The organism is Amycolatopsis sp. NPDC003865 (assembly GCF_053605345.1).
In genome coordinates this window covers 41,538-62,975 of the sequence record NZ_JBSGJA010000025.1, presented here as the reverse complement: position 1 = coordinate 62,975, position 21,438 = coordinate 41,538, and the positions used below count along the sequence as shown (strand labels likewise).

Sequence of the window (21,438 nt, the reverse complement as noted above, 5' to 3'; positions counted from 1 at the left end):
TCCCATGCGCTCGGGACACCTCTCCGGGCACTGTGGAAAGGGTGAGGGGTGGATTCCCTCGCACCGTTCGAGGGGAATGGGTGACGATGTTCGAATCCGACAGGACGCCGGTGGTGGTCCGCGCCACCGATCCGATCCTGCACAACGGCGTCTGCATGGCGCTGCGTTCGCGCGACGAGGTCCGGGTGGTCGACGGGGAGGCGGCCGACTCGGCGATGGTCGCGCTGCTGGTCGCCGACCGGCTCGACGAAACGATGACCCAGCTGCTGTCCGCGCTCCACCACCAGGGCTTCACCCGCATCGTGCTGGTCGCGGGCGAAGTCGACGACAACGAGATCCTCAATGCCGTCGAGCACGGGGTCTGCGCGGTCGCCCGCCGCGCCGACGCCGGGCCGGAGGTGCTCGTCCGGCTGATCAAGGCGGCCGCGGCCGGGGAGGGCGCACTGCCGCCCGACCTGCTCGGCCGGCTGCTGAGCCGGGTGTCCCGCCTGCAGCGCCAGGTGCTCCAGCCGCGTGGCCTGCACCTCGGCGGGATGAGCAACCGGGAGACGGAGGTGCTGCGGCTCGTCGCGGCGGGGTATTCGACGCAGGAGATCGCCGACCAGCTGTGCTACTCGCAGCGCACGGTGAAGAGCATCCTGCACGACGTGACCAACCGCTTCCAGCTGCGCAACCGGTCGCACGCGGTCGCGTACGCGCTGCGCGAAGGGTTGATCTGACCCATGATCGCCCAGGTCGACGAGGCACTGTGCCGGCTGCTGCGGCCCCGCTTGCCGGCGGGGACGCAGATCCGGCTCGACCCGCCGAAGCCGACCTGGCAGACGGAGTCGCAGGTGCGGAGCGTGGAGCTGTTCCTCTTCGCGCTGCGCGACGCCGTCGGGGAGGGAAACGAGGGGGAAGGGAAGCGCGCGGCCCGGCGCTGCGCGCTTTCCTACCTCGTCACCGCCAGGGCCGGCGCGATCCGGGACGAACACGCCCTGCTCGACGCGGCGCTGCACGCGGTCCTCGACGCCGGGCAGCTGGCTTCGGAAAGCGCTTACCCGGTGCGGATGGCGTTGGCCGCAACGGATCCGACGGGACTGTGGACGAGTCTGGGCATGCCCGCGCGAGCCGGGTTCGTCCTGCTCGTCACGGCCGACGCCGACTAACGCGGGACGCGCTCCGCGGGCCACCGCACCTCGGGCACGTCGCTCGGCCGCGGCACCTTCAGGAAGAGGCTGAACACCGCCGGCCGCCGGTTCGACAACTCCAGCCGTCCACCGTCGGCCTCCACCAGGGCGCGGGCCAGCGCCAGCCCGACCCCGGTCGACCCGCCACCCGAAAACCCGCGCTCGAAGATGTGCGGGGCCAGCTCGTCGGGCACCCCGGAACCCGTGTCGCTGACCTCGATCACCACGGTGCCCTCGGCGTCGCCGCGGCGGGCGGACACCATGACCGTGCCCGAACCGTGGCGCAGGGCGTTGTCCAGCAGCACGCCGACGACTTCGCGCAGACGTCCCGGGGTCGCGCGGGCCATCAGGCCGTCGGCCACCCGCATCCGGAGGTTGCGGCCTTCCGAGCGAAGCAGCTCGCGCCACTCCTGCGCCATCTCGGGCAGCTGGGTCGGCAGGTCCACCGGCTCCGCGCCGACCTCGCGCGCCGCACGGGCCGCCGCCAGCAGCTCGTCCAGCGCCTCGGCGAGCCGGTCCGCCTGCTCCTGAGCGGCCTTCGACTCGTCGGCCACCTCTTCGTCCGGGTGCACGGTGAGCGGTTCCAGCCGCAGCTGCAGCGCCGTCAGCCGGCTGCGCAGCTGGTGCGAGACGTCCCCGACGAGCTGGCGCTCCCGCTGCACGAGCTGGGCGAGCGCGGTGCCGGACGCGTCGAGCGCCTCGGCGACCATGTCGAGCTCTCCGACGCCGTAGCGGCTCGGGTCGGGCCGGAAGTCGCCGCCGCCGAGGCGGGACGCGCGTTCGGCGACGTGCCGCAGGGGCTTCGCGAGCCGTCTGGCCGTCGCGATCGCGACCACCGCGCCGGTGCCGACCGACAGCAGCACCAGCAGCACGACGACGAGCGTCACCGTCGTCTGCCGTTCGTGCATCGGGCCGGCCGGGACGGCGATGGCGACCTTGCCGTCACGGGCCAGGTCGGCCGTCTCGGTGACGGTGTCCGGACCCGGGTCGTTGCCGTAGCGCTTTTCCTGCTGACTGGGGACCTGCACGGTGAGCAGGCCGTTCGCCGGGACCGCCGCGCGCACCTGGTCGAGGTCGATCGCCTGGCCGTTGGCGATCTCGGTGTCGAGGATCGCCGCCGCCGCGCGGGCGTTCTCCGCGAGCGTCTCGCGGTAGCTGGACTCGATCTGCCAGCTCGCCACGATGCCCAGCGGGATGCCCAGCACCGCCGCGGTGACGGCGACGGCCAGCAGGATGGCCAGCAGGATGCGGCGGCGCACGGCTTATTCGGCGTTGAACCGGAAGCCGACGCCGCGGACGGTCGCGATCCGCCGTTCGCCGTCGTGGGCCTTGCTGGTGCGCCCGGCGGCCTCGTCGGCGGCGATGGCGAGCTTGCGCCGCAGCCACGACATGTGCATGTCGAGGGTCTTGGACGTCTTCGACTCGAGGTCGTTCCAGACCTCGGCGAGGATCTCGTCGCGGCTGACGACCTGCCCGGCGCGGCTCATCAGCACGCGCAGCAGCTCGAACTCCTTGTTCGCGAGCTGGACCTCGTGCAGGTCGACGGTGACCAGCCGCGCGCCGAGGTCCATCCGCACGCCGCCGGCCTCCAGCACCTCGGGCACCCGGCGGCGCAGCAGCGCGCGGATCCGGGCGAGCAGCTCGGCGAGCCGGAACGGCTTGGCGACGTAGTCGTCGGCGCCCGCGTCCAGGCCGACGACGAAGTCGACCTCGTCGGTGCGGGCGGTGAGCATCAGGACGGGCAGCTCGGTGCCGCCCGCGCGCAGGCGGCGGCACACCTCCAGGCCGTCCATGCCGGGCAGGCCGAGGTCGAGCACGAGCAGATCGACTCTCTGGGCGGCGGTCGCGTCGAGGACCGAAGGGCCGTCGGTGACGACGTGGATCTCGTATCCCTCGCGTTCGAGGGCGCGGGAGAGCGGTTCGGCGATGGCCGGATCGTCTTCGGCAAGTAGGACCATGCTCACCTGGCCAACTCTACGGCGCGAGGGCGTGAAAACATCGTGACCGTGCCTGGCTACGAAGATGATCTGGCCCTCGCCACCCGGCTGGCCGACGCCGCCGACGCGATCACGACGGCGCGGTTCCGCGCCCTGGACCTCGCGGTGGAGCGCAAGCCCGACCGCACCCCGGTGACCGACGCGGACACCGCGGTGGAGGACGCGATCCGGGCACTGCTCGCTGCGGAGCGCCCGCAGGACGCGGTGCTCGGCGAGGAGCGCGGCGGCTCGGCGGCCACCGGCCGGGCGTGGGTGCTCGACCCGATCGACGGCACCAAGAACTTCCTCCGAGGTGTACCCGTCTGGGCGACCCTCATCGCCCTGGTGGAGGACGGCGACCCGGTCGTCGGCATGATCAGCGCGCCGCTGCTGGGCCGCCGCTGGTGGGCGGCTTCGGGCGCGGGCGCGTTTTCTTCGGACGCCGCCGGGACCCGGCGGCTGTCGGTTTCGAAAGTTTCGTCCCTTTCGGACGCCTATCTGTCCACTACGGACTTGAACTCGTGGACGGAGTACCACTCGCGCGAGAAGTACCTCGGCCTGGTGGACGCGTGCTGGGAGACCCGCGCCTTCGGCGACTTCTGGCACCACGTGCTGGTGGCCGAGGGCGCCCTGGACGTCGCGGCGGAGTGCATCGTGAACCCGTGGGACGTGGCGGCGGCACAGGTGATCGTCACCGAGGCCGGCGGGCGGTTCAGCGACCTCGACGGGGCCGCGAGGTACGACAACGGGAGCGCGCTGTCGACGAACGGCCGCCTCCACGACGACGCGCTCGCGCTCCTCAAGAGGTAACCGGGTAGGCCGCTCGGCGGGAACTTCTTGACCGGCCTCGACCGCCGGTGCTTCACTCCCAGTGCTCGTCGGGTCACCCGGTCCGCTGACAACGTTGTCAGCCCGGGTCGCCCGCTCACCCCGGGAGGAAGAGCATGCGCAGAGTCGTCACCGCGGCTTTGGTCATTCCCCTGTTCGCGGCGGTCGCCCCCGCCACCGCCGACACCCTGGTCCGGGACCTCGCGTCCTACGTCAACCCGTTCGTCGGCGCGAAGGCCGGCGACACCCCCGAGACCAACACCTACGCCGGCGACACGTTCCCCGGCGCCGACGTCCCCTTCGGCATGGTGCAGTGGAGCCCCGACACGCCGCTGCAGCCCAAGCCGCCCGCCGGGCAGGGCCGCTACTACGCCCGCGACCGCGACGGCGGCTACGCCTGGGAGGAGAACGAGCTCCGCGGCTTCAGCCTCACCCACTTCAACGGCGCCGGCTGCGGCGGCGCGGCCGGCGACGTCCCGTTCCTGCCGTTCGCCGGGACCATCTCGACGTCACCCGCCGTCGACGCCACGAAGTACTTCCCCACCTTCAGCCACGCAGGCGAATCCGCGTCTCCGGGCTACTACAAGGTGACGACGGACTCCGGCATCACGACCGAGCTGACCGCGACCCAGCGCTCCGGCCTGGGCCGGTTCACCTTCCCGAAGAACTCCCCCGCCACGCTGCTCATCGACGTCGCGCAGTCGGCGATGGGCAGCGACGACGCCTCCGTGACGGTCGACCCGGCGAACCGGACCGTGTCCGGCTGGGTGGCCAGTGGTCACTTCTGCCGCGGCCCCAACACGTACAAGGTCTACTTCTCCGCGACCTTCGACCAGCCGTTCACGACGTCCGGCACCTGGCAGGACGCCGCCGTGACGCCCGGTGGCACCAGCGCCCGCGGCGGCGACCTGAGCAAGACGACGTGGGACAAGCAGGTCGTCACCCCGGACGGCGGCTCCGGCGCGTACCTGACGTTCGACCCCGCCAAGCCGGTCCAGGTGCGCGTCGGCTTGTCCTATGTGGACCTGGCGGGCGCGCGGCTCAACGCCCTGCTGGAACAGCGGCAGGAGTCGTTCGACGCGGTGAAGGCGCGGGCGCGGCAGGCGTGGAATGACCGGCTGCGGCAGATCACCGTCGAGGGCGGCACGGACGCGGCGACCCGGACGTTCTACACCGCGCTCTACCACACGCTCATGCAGCCGAACGTCTTTTCCGATGTGGACGGTCGGTATGCCGGGTTCGACAAGAAGATCCACCTCGCGAAGCCGGGGCACGCGCAGTACGCCAACTTCTCCGGCTGGGACACCTACCGCGACGAGGTCCAGCTGTTGTCGATGCTCGCCCCGCACGAAGCCGCCGACATGGCGCAGTCGATGCTCAACCAGGCGGACCAGGCCGGCGGGATCTGGGACCGCTGGTCGCAGAACAACGACTTCATGGGCGTGATGGGCGGCGATCCGTACCACTCGATCATCGCGAGCACGTACGCCTTCGGCGCCACGGACTTCGACGCGTCCCGGGCGCTCGAGTCGATGGTCACCGGCGCCACCCGCGTCCAGCAGGCCGGGGAACGCGCTCTCGAACGGCCGGGTCTGTCGGACTACCTGACGCTGGGGTACCACCCCAACAACGTCTCGGACATGCTCGAGGACACCACCGCCGACTTCGGCATCGCGCAGCTGGCCCAGCGGCTCGGGGCTCCGGACACCTACCACCGGTTCATGGCCCGGGCCCAGTACTGGGAAAACGTCTACAACCCGGCGACGGGCTACCTCCAGACCCGGATGCGCGACGGCCAGTTCCTGTCGCCGTTCGACCCCGCGAAGTACGAGGAAATGCGTTACCAGGAAGGGAACGCGGCGCAGTACACGTGGATGGTGCCCTACGACGTCCGCGGGCTGTTCGACGCGATGGGCGGCGACGACGCGGCGAAGAAGCGGCTCGACTTCTTCTTCACGAAGCTCAACAGCGACGCCAGTTCGCCGTACGCGTTCATGTCGAACGAGCCGTCGTTCGAGGTGCCGTGGGAATACGCGTACGCGGGCGCGCCGTCGAAGACACAGGACATCGTGCGCCGCTCGGCGGAGCTGCTGTTCAAGCCGGGTGAAGACGGCTTGCCCGGCAACGACGACCTCGGCGCGACGTCGGCGTGGTACGTCTTCGCCGCGCTCGGCATGTACCCGGAGGCGCCCGGCCGCGCCGAGATGATCCTGGCCAGCCCGATGTTCCCGAAGATCACGCTGACGCGGGCGACCGGGCAGCGGATCACGATCACCGCGCCCGGCGCGTCCAGCTCGGTGAAGTACGTTCGCTCGTTGAAGGTCGACGGCAAGCCGAGCACGAAGCCGTGGCTGCCGGAGTCGTTCGCGGTGAACGGCGGTCGCCTCGACTTCACGCTCGGCGCGTCGCCGACGTCGTGGGGCTCGGGTGCTTCCGACGCCCCGCCGTCCTTCCGCGACGGCGAAGTGCCGGTGCGCGGTCGCGTCGGCCCGGGTCGTGTGGTCGTCGCGCCCGGTTCGTCGACGACGGCGACGGTGATCGCGGAAGGCATCACGGGCGCCGGCACGGTTACCTGGCAGGCGAAACCGCCGGCCGGGATCACCGTGACGCCGTCGGGCGGGACGCTCACCGTGGGCACTCATGGCACTGCGTCCCAGCAGGTTCGCGTCACCGCAGCGGCCGGGGCCCCGGAGGCGTACACGAGCGTGCCGGTGGAGTTCGGCGGTCAGCTGCCCGCGCAGCTGCCGGTGACCGTCGGGACGCCGGGGACGCTGCACGCGGCGAACACGAACGTCGGCGTCACGGACGACCGGTTCGTCCAGTACGGCGACTTCGGCGAGACCGACCTCTACCCCGGTCAGTTCGCCTACTCCGCGCAGGGCCTGGCCAAGAGCGGCATCGAGCCGGGCGCGAAGGTGCGGGAGTTCACCTGGCCGTCGAGCCCGGCGGGATCGCCGGACAACGTGGTCGCCGCGGGGCAAACGCTTGCGGTGGACGCGGCCCCGGGTGCGACGAAGCTGTCGTTCCTCGGCTCGGCCACCGGCGGCGACGCGCAGGGCGCCGTGACGGTCACCTACACCGACGGCTCGACGCAGCAGGGCTCTCTGGGTCTGTCGGAGTGGCTGCTCCAGGGCGGCGAGGAGACGCCGCAGTTCGGGAACACGGTCGTCGCGAAGGTGCCGTACGTGAACTCGGCGTTCCCGCGGTACATGTTCCGGCTGTCGCGGCCGTACACGTCGTACCTGTTCGCGACGGCCCCGATCGCCCTGGACCCGGCGAAGCAGGTCAAGTCGCTGACCTTGCCCACGGCCACCGGCGCGGGCCAGGCGCACATCTTCACCTACGCGGTGAGCTGACCGGCCTGCCCGGGTCGTGCGGTCACGACCCGGGCAGCAGGCCGACGGCGCCGCGGGCGACCTGCGCCCAGGCCAGCCGGCCGAAGAGGTAGTGGCACGCCACCTGCTCGCTGGTGAACCGCGCCCAGTCGTAGCGGTTGCCCTGCTCCCGCCAGAACACTTCCCACGCCTCGTCCTCGCCCTGCATCAGGCACCAGGCGTTGTCGACCTCGGCGCCGAGCGAGACGACCTCCGGCGGCACGCCCAGCACGCCGAGCCAGCGCTGGATCGACTGCGTGTTCATCAGTCCTCATCCCCCTTGGCCTCGGCGAGGTAGCCGAGGGTCACCAGTTCGTCGGCCGCCAGCAGCGCACGGTACCGGGTACCCCCGCCGACCTGGCCGAACCAGTTCGCCGTCTCCGACCGCCACATCGGCACCGCGCGCACCACGACGTACCGGCGGTACTCGGCGTCCAGCATCCCGGGCGGCAGCGAGCGTTCCGCGAAGGGCGTCCCGTCGGCGAAGAACACGCGGCCGTACGCCGGGCCGAAGCGGTCGAGCACGGTGTTCATCGGGACCATCACCGGCTCGCCGTGGTCGACGCAGCCCTCCGGGTAGTGGTCGCCGGGCGGCCACGCGTATTCGGGCCCGAGTTCGCTGTGCCCGACGACGAACCGGCGGATCCACACCGCCTGCGTAGCGTGGGCGTAGGGCACGTACCCCTCGGTCAGGTGCCGCGGCACGGGCCGCGACGGCGCGGTCGGCGAGCGGCGGAACCCGGCGGTGACGTTGGTGAGCGCCTGGTCGTCGAAGATCAGCCGGGCGTCCGGGTGGTCGTTCGGGCCGAAGCCGTCCGGGTCGTCGGGCAGCGGGAGCTGCAGCGCCGGCCGGTCCATGGCGACCGGCAGGTGCCCGATCGGGAACATGTGCACCAGGAACAGCGCGACAACGCTTTCCCGTTCCGTGCGCGGCGACCCGAGCGGGGGCAGCGGCGCCGGCGCACCGGCGTTGAGCGGCGGCCCGGCGACCGGCGGTGGCGGCGCGACCGGTGCGGGAGCCGACACCGGGGCCGGCGGGGCCGGTGGCAGCGGGAACGGCGGCAGCAGCGGCGACACCGCGTGCGGCCACGCCGCGGGGTTGCCCGAGGGCGGGGTCGGCGCCTCCTCGAAGGCACCGGAATCCGTCAGCCCGTACCCGGGCAGCCGGATCGGCCCCGTGTCGAGGTCGGCCTCGACCGGTTCGGAGCCCGCCTCGGAAGGCTCGGTCACACCCATCCTCCGGCTCGGTCGGTGCCCGCGGGCACGTGGTGTTCGACGCGGCCGCGGTGCTGCCGGTCCCCCTTGATACCGCACCCCCTTAGCGCGGGCGCGGGCGCGGTCAGCTCAGCGCGGCGACCACGCGGGACGGGCTCGGACGGCCGAGCTGCCCCGCCATCCACGTGCTGGCCGCCACCAGCGCGTCCAGGTCGGCTCCGTGAGCGATACCCAGCCCGTCGAGCATCCACACCAGGTCTTCGGTGGCCAGGTTCCCGGTCGCCGACTCGGCGTACGGGCAGCCGCCGAGCCCGCCCGCCGAAGAGTCCACAGTCGACACTCCACATCGGAGCGCCGCGAGCGTGTTGGCGAGAGCCTGACCGTAGGTGTCGTGGAAGTGCACGGCCAAAGTACCGACATCGCCGAACAGGCCGATCAGGTTTTCCACCTGGCCCGCCGTCGCGACGCCGATGGTGTCGCCCAGCGAAAGCTGCGAGCACCCCATGTCGAGCAGGCGGCGGCCGGCGTCGGCGACCTGCTTGGCCGGCACGGCGCCCTCCCACGGGTCGCCGAAGCACATCGAGAGGTAGCCGCGCACGTCCAGACCGGCTTCCCGGGCCCGCGTCACGACCGGTTCGAACATCGCGAACTGCTCGTCCAGCGACGAGTTGAGGTTCTTCTGCGCGAACGTCTCCGTCGCGCTGGCGAAGATCGCGATGTGCTCGACGCCCGCGTCGAGGGCGCGGTTCAGGCCCTTCTCGTTCGGCACCAGCACGGGGTAGCGGACGCCCTCCCGGCGGTCCAGCCCCGCGAGCAGCTGCTCGGCGTCGGCCAGCTGCGGCACCCACTTCGGGTGCACGAAGCTGGTCGCCTCCAGCGTCGTCAGGCCCGCGCCGGCGAGCCGGTCGAGGAACTCCAGCTTGACCTCGACCGGGACGATCGTCTTCTCGTTCTGCAGGCCGTCCCGCGGGCCGACCTCCCAGATCGTCACCCGCTCCGGCAGCTCCCCCGCCGAGGGGACCCGCTCCGGCAGGCCCAGTTCGCGCGTGCCCATCAGCGGCGACGATCGCCGCGCGGCGGGTGCCCGCCCTGAGGCGGCAACGGCTCGGTCCGCTGGGGCTGCTGGGCGCCCGGCCGGTAGTCGTCGTACGGGTTGTCGTTGACCTCGCGGTAGATCACCGTGTGCACCTTCTCGACGTGCGGGATGTCCTCGAACCGCAGCGGCTCGTCGGACGCCGACTCGATGATCAGGGTGCCGCAGCCGAAGACCCGGTCGAGCAGGCCGTGCTCGAACTGGACGCTGTTGATGCGGCCCATCGGGATGTCGATGCCGGTGCGCTTCAGCACGCCCTCGCGGGCGATGAGGCGGTCGGTCGTCACGATGAAGTGGGTGGTCCGCCAGCGGACGAGCGGTGCCAGGAACAGCCACACGATCAGCACGAGCGCCACGACCCCGATGGCGATCAGCCCCACCGTGTTCCACGGCGAGCCGGCGTCCTTCGCGAGGATCGCCAGCCAGATGCCAGCGCCCAGGGTGACCAGGAACGCGAGCGTCGGGAAGATCAGCATCTTGAAGTGCGGGTGACTGTGCACCACGACGTGCTCTTGCTCGCTGAGCAAATCGTCCGGATAAGCCACGGCGGACGCTCCCAAGGTCGGTGCGGCGATGTCGCTTCACCGTACCGGCGAGACGCCCGGCCGGTGAGTGCAACGCCCCGAAGAATCAGGCCGGGCGGACGTGCACCACGTCACCCGCGAACACGGTGTGCCGCTGGCCGCCTGCCATGTCGACCTGGAGCTGGCCGGCGGCGTCGATGTCGGCGGCGCGCCCGGTGAGCGACGTGCCGTCCGGCAGCTGGACCTCGACGTCCTGGCCGAGGGTCGCGCAGTGGGCGCGGTAGTCGCCGAGCAGGCCCGCCTCGGTGAGGTCGCCGCCCGCGAGCCGCCAGCGCTTCTCCAGCTCGTCGAACTCGGTGAGCAGCGCGATCGCGACGTCGGTGCGGTCGGTGTTCGTGGCGCCCAGCTCGGCGAGCGACGTCGCGGGCAGGCCGCCCGGCCCCGGCTGGACGTCGCCGAGCGGCAGGACGTTGAGGCCGATGCCGAGCACGATCGACGGCGGGTTCCCGGCGACGGCCTCGGCGAGGATCCCGGCGCACTTGGCGCCGCCGGAGAGGACGTCGTTGGGCCATTTGAGCGTGGCGTCCACCCCGACGGAGGCAGCGGCCGCCCGGACGGCGAGCCCGGCGACGACGGAGAGTGAGCCCAGCGCCGTGAACGGGACGTCCGGCCGCAGCGCCACGCTGAGGTACAGCCCGGCGCCCTTCGGCGAACTCCACTGACGCGCCCTCCTGCCGACGCCCGCGGTCTGCTCCTCGGCCAGCAGAACGGTCCGGTCGGCGACTCCGTCTTCGAGAGCTTTGCGCAGGTCGGCGTTGGTGGAGCCGGTGCGCTCGACGACGTCGATCTTCGCGTACCGATCCTTGAGCGCCGCACTCAGCCGGGCAGCGTCGATCTCATCCATCCATGCCCCCGCCACCGCCCTCAACCGAGTCGCTTCGCTCCGCTGTCCATTCTAGTGTCCACCATATGAGAGTCCCCCTAACGTGCAAGCTACTCAGTCGTTCACTAAGAGGTGCGCTCTTCTAAGTTGGACCCTGTGACGACGAAGCCGACCTCCTGGGCTCGCGGCGCGGCCCTGCGCGGCCTCGTCGCGCTGCCGCTCGTCGCGGGTCTCGTCACCGCGGGCTGGCTGCTGGCCGACCGGTCGCCCGAGCCCGCCCCGGCGGCCGCGATCCCGGTGGCGCGCGACGCGGCGTCGGGCCCCTCGGTCCTCGAGGTCAGCGCACCGGTGAAGGCGCAGGAGCCGGGTCAGGGCGCGTCCGGCCAGGGCGGCAAGAGCCCGCTGCAGCAGTGGGCCGACCAGCTCGCCGGGCCGTTGGACATCCCCGCGGACGCGCTGATCGGCTACGCGAACGGCGAGCTGGCACTGCGGAGCGAAGACCCGTCGTGCCACCTTTCGTGGGTCACGCTGGCGGGCGTCGGCGCGGCGGCGTCCAACCACGGCCGCGGCGGCGGGAACCTCCTGGGCCTGACGGCGGCGCAGGCCAAGAAGTACGGCGGCGAAGCCCCGGTCGCGGCCGGTCGTGCGCTGTGCGCGGGCGGCACGGACCTCGGCGCGGGCCCGGGCTGGTGGAAGGCGATCGCGGCCTACCACCCGGGCAGCGAGACGGAGCTGTTCCGCCAGCGCGTCCTGGGCATGGCCCAGCTGTACGCGACGCTGTCGCTGGACCCGGCGTCGGCGTCCTCACCGCGCGTCCGCGCGACCCGGTTCGCCCTGGGCCAGCTCGGCCTCCCGTACGTCTGGGGCGGCAACGGCCCGGACGCGGGCGCGGCGGGCTTCGACTGCTCGGGCCTGACGAAGGCGTCGTATGACAGCGCGGGGGTGGCGTTGCCGCGGACGGCGGACAGCCAGTTCCGCGCCCTGCCGCCGGTGCCGGCCACGCAGGAACCGCGCCTGGGCGACCTGGTGTTCTACGGCAGCCCGGCGACGCGCATCCACCACGTGGGGCTGTACCTGGGCAACGGGCTGATGATCAACGCGCCGACCGAGGGCCAGGCGATCCAGATCCACACGTACCACTCGAAGGGCGACGACTACGCGGGCGCGGGCCGTCCGGCCTGAGGCACCAGCCCCGACTCGTAGGCGAACACGACCAGCTGGGCCCGATCGCGCGCGCCCAGCTTCGTCATCGCCCGGTTGACGTGCGTCTTCGCGGTCAGCGGGCTGATCACCATCCGCGCGGCGATCTCGTCGTTGGACAGGCCCCGCGCGACCAGCGCGACCGCCTCCCGTTCCCGGTTGGTCAGCTCGGTCAGCGCCACGCCGGGCAGCGGCGGCTGCGTCACGTACCGGTCGATCAGCTTGCGCGTGATCGACGGCGCGAGCAGGGCGTCGCCCCGGGCCGCGACGCGCACGGCGTGCAGGAAGTCCTCCGGCCGGATGTCCTTCACCAGGAACCCCGCCGCGCCGGCGCGCAGCGCTTCGAAGACGTACTCGTCGAAGCCGTAGTTGGTCAGGATGACGACGTGCACGGCGGACAACCCCGGGTCGGCGGCGATGCGGCGGGTCGCCTCGAGGCCGTCGACGCCCGGCATCCGGACGTCGAGGAGCACGACGTCCGGCAGGTGCTCCAGCGCGAGCGTCACGGCTTCGCCGCCGTCGGCGGCCTCGGCCACCACCTCGACGTCGGCCTCGGCGTCGAGCAGCGCCCGGAACCCGCTGCGGATGAGGGGCTGGTCGTCGGCCAGCAGGACGCGGATCATGCCGGGTGGTCCACGGGAAGCTCCGCCCGGACGCTGAACCCGCCTTCGCTGCGTGGCCCGGCGTGGAGCCGCCCGCCGAGCGCCGTGACGCGCTCGCGCATCCCGGTCAGCCCGACGCCCGGCGCACTGTCCACAGTGGCCTTCCCGTCGTCGTCGACGCGGACGACCAGGGTGCCGGGCCGGTGGTCGATCCGGACCGACGCGGTGGCCGCGGCGGCGTGCCGGGCGACGTTCGTCAGCGACTCCTGGACGATCCGGTAGGCGGTCCGGCCGACCGCCGCCGGCACGTCGTCACAACGGCCTTCGATCGTCAGCCGGGCGTCGAGCCCGCCGGAGCGGGCCCGGTCCACCAGGTCCGGGACGTCGTCGAGCCCGTGCGGCGGGTTCTTGCCGTCGTCGCGCAGCGCCTCCAGCGTCGCACGCAGTTCGCGCGCCGCGTCACGGCCCGCGTCCCGGATCGCGAGCAACGCTTCCGGCACGTCTTCGCCCCGCTTCGCGGCCAGGTGGACGGCCACTTCGGCCTGCAGCTTGATGACGGAGATCTGGTGGGTGAGCGAGTCGTGCAGCTCCCGCGCGATGTGCAGCCGCTCCTCGTCGGCCCGCCGTCGCGCGGTCTCCTCGCGGGTCCGTTCGGCTTCGTCGGCGCGCCGCTCGGCCTGGCGCAGCGCCTCCCCCGCCGCGCCGGCGGCGATCAGCCAGGCCAGCTGGAGGACGTCGCGGGCCTGCGTGAACGCCTCGCCCGCGGTGTGCGATCCCGTGGCCAGTATCGCGAGCGGGACCGCGCCCAGCATCAGCACCGAAGCGACCACCGCGGCGACGCGGTGTCCCGCCCGGACGGCGGCGTACACCGCGAACAAGTAGGCGACGACGGGCACTTCGAACCCGACGGCCTGGTAGCCCAGCGCGCACGCCGCGGTCACCGCGAGCACGACGACCGGCGCCCGGCGGCGCGCCACCAGCGCCAGCCCGCCCGCCACCAGGAGCGCGTACCCCAGCGCGTCGAGGTCCGTGGGCACGTGCCGCGCGGAAAGCCCGGCGATCAGCAGCGCCGCCGCCACCCCGGCGGCGACCACCCCGTCCACGACCCGCATCCCCGCACCTTAACCGGGTGTTCCGGACGGCGAATCCCGCGTGAAGAGCATTCGCGGACTACTGCGGACGCGGTACACCGGCGGTTCCTGCGACGGCCGCGGCAGCGCGAAGTGCCCGCGTCCGCACGACGACGCGCGGCGGGTCCGGCGGACATGCTCACCGCACCTCGAAGATGGGAGCACGCCATGTCCGTCGAACACCTCGCCGCCGCCGCCACCTACGGCCTGACGCCCGGCCGGCTCTGGTCCTTGATCGCCGCGGCGGTCGGGCTGGCCGGCGTCGTCGCCGGCGTACTGGCGGTGACCCGCGGCCGGGGAGCCGTCGTCGCACTGGCCGCGGGAGCCGCCGCCGCGGCCGGCGGCGTGGTCGTCGTGGCCGCGGCCAAAGGCGGCCCGGGCACCGGGTACGGGATCGTCGGCGGCTGGGTGGCCCTGGTGATCGGAGTGGCCGCCGCCGCGCTCGGCGGGCTGGCATGGGCTCGCTCGCGCGGTTTTGTCGGTGGTCGCCGCTAGCGTCGGGGGCATGTACGAAGTCGACTTCGTCGAGTTCCCGTCCACGTCGGCCACCGCGTCCGGCGAGTTCTTCGCGCGCGCCTTCGGCTGGCAGGTGACGCCGTACGGCCCGGACTACACCGACGTCCGGGCCGCCGGCGTCACCTTCGGCTTCCAGGCGGACGCGGCCGAGCAGGCCCGCGCGCCGCTGGTCACGGTCCGCACGGACGACCTGGCGGCCGCCCGCGCCGCCGTCGAAGCGGCCGGCGGGGACGTGACGAAGGAGCCGTTCGCCTTCCCCGGCGGCCGGCGCTTCCACTTCCGCGAACCCGGCGGCAGCGAGCTGGCCGTGTGGTGCCCGGAGTAGCTACCGGGACGCCGCGGCGAGGCCGTAGTACGTGGCGGGATCGGCGGTTTCCAGCGGCAGGCCGAGCGCGAACCGCGTCACGAGGTCGGGGTTCGCGATGAAGAGCCGGGCGTAGGAAACGGCGTCGGCGATCCCGGCTTCGACCACGGCGTCGCCGGAGCCGCGGTCGAAGCCGTTGTTCACGATCAGCGATCCGCGGAAGAGCCGTCGATACCTGGCGAAGCCGGCGAAATCCGGTCCGGTGTCGGGCCCGCGGAGATGGAGGTAAGCGACATCGAGTGAAGCCACCAGCTCGTCGTACTCGGCGCGCAGCGGTTCGTCCACGGTGAACAGCCCGCCGGTCCACCACGGCGAAAGCCGTACCCCGACGGCGATTCCGGCCGCGCGCACGGCGTCGACGACCTCCAGCAGCAGTGTGCGCCGAGACTTGCCGTAGGCGTCGGTGCGGCGGTTCAGCCGCGGGTGCAGGAACTGCGCGAGCAGGTACACACCGTTGGCGGCCACCTCGACACCGTCGAAGCCGGCGCGTCGCGCGTTCTCCGCGGCGTGGGCGTAGTCCGCGACGACAGCCCGGATGTCGGCCGTGCTCATCTCGCGTGGGGTGACGGTCGGGCGCCTGCCCGATGCGGTGTGCACAGTCTCCTGCGGGTCGACCGCCGAGGGTCCGGCCGGCCGTTCGCCGAGGAAGTCCGGGTGGGACACCGCGCCGGTGTGCCACAGCTGCACCACGATCCGGGCGCCGAGCGCGTGCGCGACGTCGGTGACCGGCCGCCACCCGGCGACCTGGTCGCCGGTGTGGATGCCCGGCACGTCCGGGAATCCCACGGCGCGTTCGCTCACCCAGGTGCCCTCGGTGACGATCAGCCCGGCGCCGGCGCGCCGCGCGTAGTAGGCGGCCTGCTGCTCGCCGGGCACGCCGCCCGGGACGCGCGCGCGGGTCGTCGGGGCGAGCACCACGCGGTTCGGCAGGCGCCACGCGCCCAGGTCGGCAGGGGTCAGCAAGCTCATCGGTCACCTCTGGTCGCCGGGATCCGTCGGGAGTGCGACGGTGGGTGCGGGCGGAAGGTGACCGATGGACGAGCTGGCCGGGGAGTTCGAGGCGGAACGCGGCAGGCTGCGCGGGCTGGCGTTCCGGATGCTCGGCTCGCTGCCCGAGGCGGACGACGCCGTTCAGGAAGCCTGGCTGCGCCTGAACCGCGCCGGCTCGGTCGACAACCTGGCGGCCTGGCTGACAACGGTCGTCTCGCGCGTCTGCCTGGACGTCCTGCGCTCGCGGAAGGCCCGTCGCGAGGATCCGGTCAAGCTGCTGCCGGAGCCGGCGGCCGCCGCCGATCCGGCCGCCGAGGTCGAGCTGGCCGACTCGGTGGGCCGCGCGCTGCTCGTCGTGCTGGACGCGCTGGGCCCGGCCGAGCGGATCGCGTTCGTGCTGCACGACCTGTTCGCGGTGCCGTTCGAGCGGATCGCGCCGGTGCTGGACCGCACGCCGGTCGCGGCGAAGAAGCTCGCGAGCCGCGCGCGGCAGCGGGTCCGGGGCACCTCGCCGCTGCCGCCGGCCGACTTGGCGAGGCATCGCCGGGTGGTCGACGCGTTCCTCGCCGCGGCCCGCGGCGGCGACCTCGAGGAGCTCCTGGACGTGCTGGCCCCCGACGTCGTCCGCCGCGCCGACGCGGCCGCGTTGCCCGTCGGCGCGGCCCTCGAGGTGCGCGGGGCACGCGCGGTGGCCCAGGAGACCCAGGTGTTCGGGAAACGGGCGCACTTCGCCGAAGCGGCCCTGGTGGACGGCGCGGTCGGCGTCGTCGTGGCGCCGCGCGGCCGGCTGCTGCTCGCGCTCGCCGTGGCGGTCGAAGGCGAGCGGGTGGCGGCGTACGAAGTGGTCGCCGACCCCGCCCGCCTGGCCGCGCTGCACGTCACGCTCCTCGGTTGACCCGGTAGGACAGGTGCGTCACGCCGGTGCCCTCGACGACCTCGGGGCCGGTCAGGGCGATGGTGGCGTCGAGGTTGTCGAAGAACCGGACGCCTTTGCCGAGCAGCACCGGGACCAGGTCGACCTGGATGCCGTCGAGCAGGCCGAGGTTGAGGCACTGCTGCGCGATCGTCGTGCTCGCCACGGCGACGTTCTTGTCGCCGGCGACCTTCTTCGCCTGCTCGACGGCGCTTTCGAGCCCGTCGGTGACGAACGTGAACGGCGCGTCGGGGTGCGGCCAGTCCGCGGGCGCCTCGTGGGTGACGACGAAGACCGGCGCGCCCATCGGGTGCATGCCACCCCAGCCCTGGGTGAGGTTGAACAGGCGGCGCCCGGTGATCAGCGCGCCGACGTTCTCCAGGGCGTCACGCAGCATCTTCGCGCTGGCTTCGGAGGTCTTGAAGGTCGCCCACTCGACCGCGGTCGGCACCTCGACGTCGCCGTTGCCGAACCACCCGAACAGGTGGTCGATGCGGTCCTCGGGGTCGGCCACGAAGCCGTCGAGGGACATGGACATGTTGGCGATGACGTCGGCCATTGCTAGCTCCTTTGTGCTGGTCGGAGGCGGTTTGCCTCGCTGATGGGAAGTCTTCCGCGCTTGCCGCGCCGGAAGATCTGCCACCTGGCCGACATCCGGCTCCGGGTGGCCGATGCCTTGACAGCCGCCGCGGTTCCCGCGACGATGAACGAGTGTTCATGAACGCGTGTTCACAACGGAGGAGATGGGGATGACCGGGATCGTCAACACCACACAGGCCGAGGCGTGGAACGGGTACGAGGGCGAGCACTGGGCGTCGCACGCGGACCGGTACGACGCCGTGAACAGCGGGTTCAACGGCTACCTGCTCGACCTGGCGGGCCCGGGCGACCGGGTGCTGGACATCGGCTGCGGCAACGGCCAGCTGACGCGGCTGGCGGCGGCGCGGGCCCGGTCCGCGACCGGGGTCGACCTGTCCGGGCCGATGCTCGCGACCGCGCGGGCGGCGGGAGTGCCGAACGTGACGTTCGAGCAGGGGGACGTCCAGGTGTACCCGTTCGCCGAAGGCGGGTTCGACCTGGCGGTCAGCCGGTTCGGGGTGATGTTCTTCGCCGACCCGGTGGCGGCGTTCGCCAACGTCCGGCGGGCCCTGAGCCCTGGCGGCCGGCTGGCGTTCCTGTGCATGACCGCGCTGGCGGGCACCGACCTCGGCCGGGTGTTCGGCGCGCTCGCCGAGTACCTGCCGCAGCCCACGGGCCCCGACGGCAGCGGGCCGACGTCGTTCGCGGACCCGGACCGCACGAGGGCGGTCCTCACCGAAGCCGGCTTCTCGGACGTGGAGTGCACCCGCGTCGAGGCCGATCAGGTGTGGGGGCGCGACATCCCGGACGCGGCCGGGTTCATCGGCGACTGGGGCCCGGTCCGCCACCACCTGGGCCTGGTCGACGCCGAGACCGCGGCCAAGGCGGCCGAAGCCCTGACGGCAGCGCTGGCGCCGTACGCGGGCCCGGACGCGGTCCGCCTGCGCGGCACGGCGTGGCTGGTCACGGGAAGGAGGTCGTGACGCCCTTACGATGGCGGTGATGTCACCGAGGAAAGCCGCGGCGCAGCGCGACGGCCAGTCGCTGCACGACCTGCTGGTCGAGACCGCCCAGAAGATGATCGCCACGCACGGGACGGCCGGCATGACCGTGCGCGAGATCGCGCGCATGGCGGGCGTCGCCGACGGCGTGCTCTACAACCACTTCTCCGACAAGGAGGAGCTGGTGGCCCGGGCCTTGCTGGAGCACGTGCGCACGACGGAAGCGGAACTGGGCGACCTGCCGGTGGCGGGCGAAGGCACGGTGGCGGAGAACCTCCACCGCCACGTGGAGTTCGGCCTGGCACTGCACAAGGTGATCGTGCCGGCGTTCAGCGGCTTGCTCGGCCAGCCGGGGGTGCTGGAACGCTTCGCGGAGATCAGCGAGCGATCGGGTTACTGGCGCGACCGCCTGCTCGCGTACTTGCGGGAGGAGCGAGCCCTCGGCAGGCTGCGCCCGGAGTCCGAAGTGGACGCGGCAGCGGCCCTGCTGGTCGGCTACTGCCACGCCGCGGTGCTGGCGGCGGTCTTCCCGCACACCGGCCCCCTGGACCCGCCAACGGTGGACTCGGTGGTGCGGGCAACCCTCGACGGCATCGCGCCGTAGCTCTCGCGCCCGCACCACCGGCCGGCACCTAGACCATCGGATTCCCGCTCGCCGTCACCTCCGGGACGTCCTGCACCACGTCCCAGTGCTCGACGATCCGCCCGTCCCGCACCCGCATCACGTCCGCCACCGCGCTCCCCCGCGAGCCGGGGGTCAGGCGCATGAGGCCGTGCGTGCACACCAGGTCGTCCTCGGCGATCACCCGGCGCACCTCGAGCGTCAGCTCCGGGAATCCGGCCACGAACCGCTCCAGGTGCTCCGCCGAGGCGGCGGCGCCGGCCGGCGCATGCGGGTTGTGCTGCACGTAGTTTTCGCCGACGTACTCGGCGAAGGCGTCGGCCGGGCGCTTCTCGGTGAAGGCCGTTCGAATAAAGGCGAGCACGACTTCCTTGTTCCGCTGGTTTTCCGTCATCCCTGTCCGTCCTTTGTGGAGTTCTTGACACCAAGCCCACCATCCGCCGAAAAGAAAGGGAAAGACCGATCGACTCCGCCGCGATACCCTCGCGGTATGGACGACGTCGAGGTCCGTGAGCTGCGGTACTTCCGCGCGGTCGCCGAGGAGCTGAACTTCTCCCGCGCCGCCGAGCGGCTCGGGATGGCGCAGCCGCCGCTGTCGCGCGCGATCCGGTTGCTGGAGCGGCGGCTGGGCGTCCAGCTCTTCGAACGCACCAGCCGGCACGTCGAGCTGACGCCGGCCGGGAACGTCCTGTTCACGGAGTCGGCGAAGGCGCTGGACGCGGTCGCGAACGCGGTCCGGCGCACCCGCCGGGTGGCCCAGCAGCCGCCGGCGCTCGTCGTCACCGCGAAACCCGGGGTGGCCACCGAACTGCTGCGGCGGATCGCCGACAGGTTTCCGGGCCCGGTCGAGATCCGGGTCAGCGGGTTCGGCGAGCAGGCGGAGATGCTGCGCGACGGCCGGGCCGACCTCGCCCTGCTCGGCTGCCCGGGCGACCACGGCGACCTGGACGTCGAGGTGCTGTTCACCGAGCCGCGCGTCGCCGCGCTGTCCTTCCGGCACGAACTGGCCGACCGGTCCGCACTCACCTGCGCGGACTTCGCCGGGCGGCCGACGCCGTGCTGGCCGGACGCGTCGGCCGCGGACCGGGCCTACTGGGCGGGCCAGGACGTGACCGGCCGCCCGGTCACCCCGGGACCGGTCGTGCACGACGGCGCCCAGCTGCTGGAGACGGTCGCGCTCAGGCAGGCGATCGCGCTGCTGCCGGTGTCGTTCGCGGAGTGGCACCGGCGGGCCGACATCGTCTACCGGCCGGTCGGCGACGCGACGCCGTACTCGCTCGCCCTCGCCTGGCCGGCAGGTGCGCGGGACCTGCGGATCGCGCGGTTCGTGCGAACCGCCGTAGAGATCGGCGAAGCACTGCCTCGCCCCGGAGCCGTCCCCGCGGGGTGACCTCGTACCCGGTTCAGCTCGCCTGCGCCGCCAGTTCGCCGCGGAACGTGGACCGGTACGCGCTCGGCGACACCCCGAGCGCGGCCTGGAAGTGCTGGCGCAGCGACGCCGCCGTGCCGAAACCGGCTTCGGCCGCCACGCGGTCGACCGGCAGGTCCGACTCCTCGAGCAGCTGGCGGGCGCGCTCGATCCGTTGCTGCGTCAGCCATTGCAGCGCCGAGATGCCGACCTCCTCGCGGAAGCGGCGGGTGAACGTCCGGGTGCTCATCGCCTCGCGGGCGGCGAGCTCGCGCAACGTCAGCGGGCGGTGCAGGTTCTCCAGCGCCCACGCACGGGCGGCTTTCGTCGACGACGTGCGCGGCTCCGGCACCGGCCGCCGGACGAACTGGGCTTGGCCGCCTTCGCGGTGCGGGGAGACCACCGTGCCGCGGGCGACTTCGTTGGCGACCGCCGCGCCGTGGTCGTGGCGGATCATGTGCAGCACCAGGTCGATCCCCGACGCGACCCCCGCCGAGGTCAGGACGTTGCCGTCGTCGGTGTAGAGGACGTGCGGGTCGACGTCGACCTCCGGGAACCGGTTCTGGAGCTCGTCGGCGGAGCGCCAGTGCGTGGTCGCGCGGCGGCCGTCGAGGAGGCCGGCCGCGGCGAGCACGAACGCACCGGTGCAGATCGACGCGATGCGCGCGTCCGCCGGGATCCGGTCCAGCGCGGCCGCAAGCGGCGGGGTCAGCACGTGCGCGAGGGGTTCGTACTCGGCCCGTGACGCGGGAACGATCACGGTGTCGGCCTCGGCCAGCACCTCGGGCCCGCGGTCGATCGGGATGGCGAAGTCCGAGTCGGTGCGGACCGGGCCCGGCTCGAGGGCGCAGGTGACGACCTCGTACAGCGGCGCGCCCGACGCCGAGCGCGCCTGCCCGAAGAGCCGGTGGACGATGCCCAGTTCCATCACGAGCATGCCGTGCCTGACCAGCACGGCGACGTGGTGACGGTCCGGGTGCGCGAATTCGGCCATGGCTCGATTCTTGCACATGTTGGCTATCAGGCCACTCGATCGAGGCGGCGGCCGGCG

24 protein-coding genes are annotated in these 21,438 nt (G+C 72.7%); 11 read left to right on the top strand and 13 right to left on the bottom strand.

What is annotated here, in order from left to right; translation table 11 throughout:
* Positions 1-86: 86 nt before the first annotated feature.
* A complete protein-coding gene (locus ACWEVP_RS41255) occupies positions 87-719 on the top strand; it encodes a response regulator transcription factor (protein WP_400869330.1) in 633 nt (210 codons plus the stop codon).
* Between the two features lie 3 nt (positions 720-722).
* The gene (locus tag ACWEVP_RS41250; protein ID WP_452068025.1) at positions 723-1,148 is read left to right on the top strand and encodes a Pvc16 family protein; all 426 of its coding nucleotides are present in this window, start codon (positions 723-725) and stop codon (positions 1,146-1,148) included.
* Here the strand turns inward: ACWEVP_RS41250 and ACWEVP_RS41245 are convergent.
* The gene (locus tag ACWEVP_RS41245) at positions 1,145-2,428 is read right to left on the bottom strand and encodes an ATP-binding protein (RefSeq protein ID WP_452068024.1); all 1,284 of its coding nucleotides are present in this window, start codon (positions 2,426-2,428) and stop codon (positions 1,145-1,147) included. The genes ACWEVP_RS41250 and ACWEVP_RS41245 overlap by 4 nt on opposite strands.
* A 3-nt stretch (positions 2,429-2,431) precedes the next feature.
* On the bottom strand, positions 2,432-3,127 hold the full coding sequence (locus ACWEVP_RS41240) for a response regulator transcription factor (protein WP_452068102.1): 696 nt from the start codon (positions 3,125-3,127) through the stop codon (positions 2,432-2,434).
* Positions 3,128-3,169: 42 nt separating this feature from the next.
* Between ACWEVP_RS41240 and hisN the strand changes: the two genes are divergently transcribed.
* Both hisN and ACWEVP_RS41230 read left to right on the top strand, forming a co-directional pair.
* Positions 3,170-3,955, top strand: coding sequence for a histidinol-phosphatase (gene hisN / locus ACWEVP_RS41235; RefSeq protein ID WP_452068023.1), 786 nt, complete (start codon positions 3,170-3,172; stop codon positions 3,953-3,955).
* 134 nt (positions 3,956-4,089) lie between these two features.
* The gene (locus tag ACWEVP_RS41230; protein WP_452068022.1) at positions 4,090-7,329 is read left to right on the top strand and encodes a GH92 family glycosyl hydrolase; all 3,240 of its coding nucleotides are present in this window, start codon (positions 4,090-4,092) and stop codon (positions 7,327-7,329) included.
* Positions 7,330-7,351: 22 nt separating this feature from the next.
* Here the strand turns inward: ACWEVP_RS41230 and ACWEVP_RS41225 are convergent, their stop codons facing one another.
* From ACWEVP_RS41225 to ACWEVP_RS41205, 5 genes are all read right to left on the bottom strand, one after another.
* On the bottom strand, positions 7,352-7,612 hold the full coding sequence (locus tag ACWEVP_RS41225) for a hypothetical protein (RefSeq protein ID WP_003105220.1): 261 nt from the start codon (positions 7,610-7,612) through the stop codon (positions 7,352-7,354).
* Positions 7,612-8,583, bottom strand: a complete 972-nt coding sequence (locus ACWEVP_RS41220; protein ID WP_452068021.1) for a TNT domain-containing protein — start codon at positions 8,581-8,583, stop codon at positions 7,612-7,614. The genes ACWEVP_RS41225 and ACWEVP_RS41220 overlap by 1 nt, the downstream gene beginning before the upstream one ends.
* A gap of 103 nt (positions 8,584-8,686) precedes the next feature.
* Positions 8,687-9,616, bottom strand: coding sequence for a hydroxymethylglutaryl-CoA lyase (locus tag ACWEVP_RS41215; protein ID WP_452068020.1), 930 nt, complete (start codon positions 9,614-9,616; stop codon positions 8,687-8,689).
* Positions 9,616-10,200 (bottom strand): PH domain-containing protein, encoded by a 585-nt coding sequence (locus ACWEVP_RS41210; protein WP_452068019.1) that lies wholly within the window; start codon positions 10,198-10,200, stop codon positions 9,616-9,618. Before ACWEVP_RS41210 ends, ACWEVP_RS41215 begins: the two co-directional genes overlap by 1 nt.
* 85 nt (positions 10,201-10,285) lie before the next feature.
* Positions 10,286-11,083: a biotin--[acetyl-CoA-carboxylase] ligase gene (locus ACWEVP_RS41205; RefSeq protein WP_452068018.1), complete on the bottom strand. Its 798-nt coding sequence runs from the start codon at positions 11,081-11,083 to the stop codon at positions 10,286-10,288.
* A 135-nt stretch (positions 11,084-11,218) separates the two neighbouring features.
* Between ACWEVP_RS41205 and ACWEVP_RS41200 the strand changes: the two genes are divergently transcribed.
* Positions 11,219-12,244, top strand: a complete 1,026-nt coding sequence (locus ACWEVP_RS41200; protein ID WP_452068017.1) for a C40 family peptidase — start codon at positions 11,219-11,221, stop codon at positions 12,242-12,244.
* Here the strand turns inward: ACWEVP_RS41200 and ACWEVP_RS41195 are convergent.
* Together ACWEVP_RS41195 and ACWEVP_RS41190 are read right to left on the bottom strand one after the other, a co-directional pair.
* Positions 12,217-12,885, bottom strand: coding sequence for a response regulator (locus ACWEVP_RS41195; RefSeq protein ID WP_452068016.1), 669 nt, complete (start codon positions 12,883-12,885; stop codon positions 12,217-12,219). The two genes, ACWEVP_RS41200 and ACWEVP_RS41195, sit on opposite strands and share 28 nt — an antisense overlap.
* Positions 12,882-13,976 (bottom strand): sensor histidine kinase, encoded by a 1,095-nt coding sequence (locus ACWEVP_RS41190; RefSeq protein WP_452068015.1) that lies wholly within the window; start codon positions 13,974-13,976, stop codon positions 12,882-12,884. Before ACWEVP_RS41190 ends, ACWEVP_RS41195 begins: the two co-directional genes overlap by 4 nt.
* Positions 13,977-14,162: 186 nt before the next feature.
* Between ACWEVP_RS41190 and ACWEVP_RS41185 the strand changes: the two genes are divergently transcribed.
* Positions 14,163-14,489 (top strand): DUF6223 family protein, encoded by a 327-nt coding sequence (locus ACWEVP_RS41185; RefSeq protein WP_452068014.1) that lies wholly within the window; start codon positions 14,163-14,165, stop codon positions 14,487-14,489.
* A gap of 10 nt (positions 14,490-14,499) precedes the next feature.
* A complete protein-coding gene (locus ACWEVP_RS41180) occupies positions 14,500-14,835 on the top strand; it encodes a VOC family protein (RefSeq protein ID WP_452068013.1) in 336 nt (111 codons plus the stop codon).
* On the opposite strand, the gene ACWEVP_RS41175 is transcribed toward ACWEVP_RS41180, so the two are convergent.
* Positions 14,836-15,843 (bottom strand): oxidoreductase, encoded by a 1,008-nt coding sequence (locus tag ACWEVP_RS41175; protein ID WP_452068012.1) that lies wholly within the window; start codon positions 15,841-15,843, stop codon positions 14,836-14,838.
* 64 nt (positions 15,844-15,907) lie between these two features.
* On the opposite strand from ACWEVP_RS41175, the gene ACWEVP_RS41170 reads away from it, so the two are divergent.
* A complete protein-coding gene (locus tag ACWEVP_RS41170; protein WP_452068011.1) occupies positions 15,908-16,759 on the top strand; it encodes a sigma-70 family RNA polymerase sigma factor in 852 nt (283 codons plus the stop codon).
* On the opposite strand, the gene ACWEVP_RS41165 is transcribed toward ACWEVP_RS41170, so the two are convergent.
* A complete protein-coding gene (locus tag ACWEVP_RS41165; protein ID WP_452068010.1) occupies positions 16,743-17,336 on the bottom strand; it encodes a dihydrofolate reductase family protein in 594 nt (197 codons plus the stop codon). The two genes, ACWEVP_RS41170 and ACWEVP_RS41165, sit on opposite strands and share 17 nt — an antisense overlap.
* A 190-nt stretch (positions 17,337-17,526) precedes the next feature.
* On the opposite strand from ACWEVP_RS41165, the gene ACWEVP_RS41160 reads away from it, so the two are divergent.
* Together ACWEVP_RS41160 and ACWEVP_RS41155 are read left to right on the top strand one after the other, a co-directional pair.
* Positions 17,527-18,339 (top strand): class I SAM-dependent methyltransferase, encoded by an 813-nt coding sequence (locus ACWEVP_RS41160; RefSeq protein WP_452068009.1) that lies wholly within the window; start codon positions 17,527-17,529, stop codon positions 18,337-18,339.
* Between the two features lie 10 nt (positions 18,340-18,349).
* Positions 18,350-18,961 carry a TetR/AcrR family transcriptional regulator gene (locus ACWEVP_RS41155; protein ID WP_452068008.1) on the top strand — a complete coding sequence of 204 codons (612 nt, stop codon included), beginning with the start codon at positions 18,350-18,352 and terminating at the stop codon, positions 18,959-18,961.
* Between the two features lie 28 nt (positions 18,962-18,989).
* On the opposite strand, the gene ACWEVP_RS41150 is transcribed toward ACWEVP_RS41155, so the two are convergent.
* Entirely contained in the window at positions 18,990-19,373 is a 384-nt protein-coding gene (locus ACWEVP_RS41150; protein WP_452068007.1) for a nuclear transport factor 2 family protein, read from the bottom strand.
* A gap of 96 nt (positions 19,374-19,469) precedes the next feature.
* Between ACWEVP_RS41150 and ACWEVP_RS41145 the strand changes: the two genes are divergently transcribed.
* Positions 19,470-20,369, top strand: a complete 900-nt coding sequence (locus tag ACWEVP_RS41145) for a LysR family transcriptional regulator (protein WP_452068006.1) — start codon at positions 19,470-19,472, stop codon at positions 20,367-20,369.
* A gap of 13 nt (positions 20,370-20,382) precedes the next feature.
* Here ACWEVP_RS41145 and ACWEVP_RS41140 read toward each other — a convergent pair whose 3' ends face one another.
* Positions 20,383-21,381 carry a GlxA family transcriptional regulator gene (locus tag ACWEVP_RS41140; RefSeq protein WP_452068005.1) on the bottom strand — a complete coding sequence of 333 codons (999 nt, stop codon included), beginning with the start codon at positions 21,379-21,381 and terminating at the stop codon, positions 20,383-20,385.
* Positions 21,382-21,438 lie beyond the last annotated feature (57 nt).

Coding starts and splice junctions, on each gene's coding strand:
- ACWEVP_RS41150 (WP_452068007.1), bottom strand. CDS start 19,373: ATGACGGAAAACCAGCGGAACAAGGAAGTCGTGCTCGCCTTTATTCGA.
- ACWEVP_RS41140 (WP_452068005.1), bottom strand. CDS start 21,381: ATGGCCGAATTCGCGCACCCGGACCGTCACCACGTCGCCGTGCTGGTC.
- ACWEVP_RS41155 (WP_452068008.1), top strand. CDS start 18,350: ATGGCGGTGATGTCACCGAGGAAAGCCGCGGCGCAGCGCGACGGCCAG.
- ACWEVP_RS41230 (WP_452068022.1), top strand. CDS start 4,090: ATGCGCAGAGTCGTCACCGCGGCTTTGGTCATTCCCCTGTTCGCGGCG.
- ACWEVP_RS41170 (WP_452068011.1), top strand. CDS start 15,908: ATGGACGAGCTGGCCGGGGAGTTCGAGGCGGAACGCGGCAGGCTGCGC.
- ACWEVP_RS41255 (WP_400869330.1), top strand. CDS start 87: ATGTTCGAATCCGACAGGACGCCGGTGGTGGTCCGCGCCACCGATCCG.
- ACWEVP_RS41180 (WP_452068013.1), top strand. CDS start 14,500: ATGTACGAAGTCGACTTCGTCGAGTTCCCGTCCACGTCGGCCACCGCG.
- ACWEVP_RS41160 (WP_452068009.1), top strand. CDS start 17,527: ATGACCGGGATCGTCAACACCACACAGGCCGAGGCGTGGAACGGGTAC.
- ACWEVP_RS41195 (WP_452068016.1), bottom strand. CDS start 12,885: ATGATCCGCGTCCTGCTGGCCGACGACCAGCCCCTCATCCGCAGCGGG.
- ACWEVP_RS41225 (WP_003105220.1), bottom strand. CDS start 7,612: ATGAACACGCAGTCGATCCAGCGCTGGCTCGGCGTGCTGGGCGTGCCG.
- ACWEVP_RS41215 (WP_452068020.1), bottom strand. CDS start 9,616: ATGGGCACGCGCGAACTGGGCCTGCCGGAGCGGGTCCCCTCGGCGGGG.
- ACWEVP_RS41205 (WP_452068018.1), bottom strand. CDS start 11,083: ATGGATGAGATCGACGCTGCCCGGCTGAGTGCGGCGCTCAAGGATCGG.
- ACWEVP_RS41175 (WP_452068012.1), bottom strand. CDS start 15,843: ATGAGCTTGCTGACCCCTGCCGACCTGGGCGCGTGGCGCCTGCCGAAC.
- ACWEVP_RS41240 (WP_452068102.1), bottom strand. CDS start 3,127: ATGGTCCTACTTGCCGAAGACGATCCGGCCATCGCCGAACCGCTCTCC.
- ACWEVP_RS41190 (WP_452068015.1), bottom strand. CDS start 13,976: ATGCGGGTCGTGGACGGGGTGGTCGCCGCCGGGGTGGCGGCGGCGCTG.
- ACWEVP_RS41220 (WP_452068021.1), bottom strand. CDS start 8,583: ATGGGTGTGACCGAGCCTTCCGAGGCGGGCTCCGAACCGGTCGAGGCC.
- ACWEVP_RS41165 (WP_452068010.1), bottom strand. CDS start 17,336: ATGGCCGACGTCATCGCCAACATGTCCATGTCCCTCGACGGCTTCGTG.
- ACWEVP_RS41185 (WP_452068014.1), top strand. CDS start 14,163: ATGTCCGTCGAACACCTCGCCGCCGCCGCCACCTACGGCCTGACGCCC.
- ACWEVP_RS41250 (WP_452068025.1), top strand. CDS start 723: ATGATCGCCCAGGTCGACGAGGCACTGTGCCGGCTGCTGCGGCCCCGC.
- ACWEVP_RS41145 (WP_452068006.1), top strand. CDS start 19,470: ATGGACGACGTCGAGGTCCGTGAGCTGCGGTACTTCCGCGCGGTCGCC.